Annotated in this window: 1 pseudogene; it reads left to right on the forward strand. The window is 77.6% G+C overall.

The features are described from left to right. Positions 1-637 (forward strand): annotated as a pseudogene (locus ACLEQD_RS44930) (FrgA protein); the annotation flags it as partial.

Raw genomic sequence — 637 nt, forward strand, 5'->3', positions numbered from 1 at the left:
CGCGGAGCTGGCGCGCTCGCCGGAGGCCAGCGCCCGGGTGCTCGCGCAGCACTTCCCCGGCCCCACCGCCTGGAGCCGCCTGCCCGTCGTGGAGCTGCCGGAGGCGGACGAGCTGGGCCCATCCCCGCCGCCCTGTCGCGCCTGGGCCGTCCCGCGGCCCTCGCGCTGGCGCCGCTCTTGGACTCGAACGACGCGGACACGCGCTACCTGGCGCTGCTCACCGCGGGCAACCTGCCCTACGCGGAGCTGGTGGACGGCGTGCTGCGCGGCCTGTTCGACATGGAGCCGGACATCTCCAGCGCCGCGCGGGTGGCCGCCGCCGCCCTCAAGCACCTGCCGCGCCTGGACGCGTCGTTGCGCGACCTGCGCCAGGAGCTGGCCAGCCGGGACGCCCTGCGCCGCTCGCTGGCGGCCCGCGCCCTGGGCACGCTGCACGACCGCGACGCCATCGAGGGCCTCATCAACCTCACCGGCAGCGACGACGCGATGTGCGCGCAGGCCGCCGCGGAGGCGCTGCGCGAAGTGACCCGCGCCACGCTGGGCCTCCAGCCTCGCCAGTGGTCGGCGTGGTGGGCGGAGAACCGCAGCCGCCGCCGCGCGGACTGGCTGGTGGCCGCGCTGCGCACCGCGAGCTGGA

Origin of the sequence: Corallococcus sp. 4LFB, from assembly GCF_046520365.1 — a bacterium.
GTDB classification, from domain to species: Bacteria; Myxococcota; Myxococcia; order Myxococcales; family Myxococcaceae; genus Corallococcus; species Corallococcus caeni.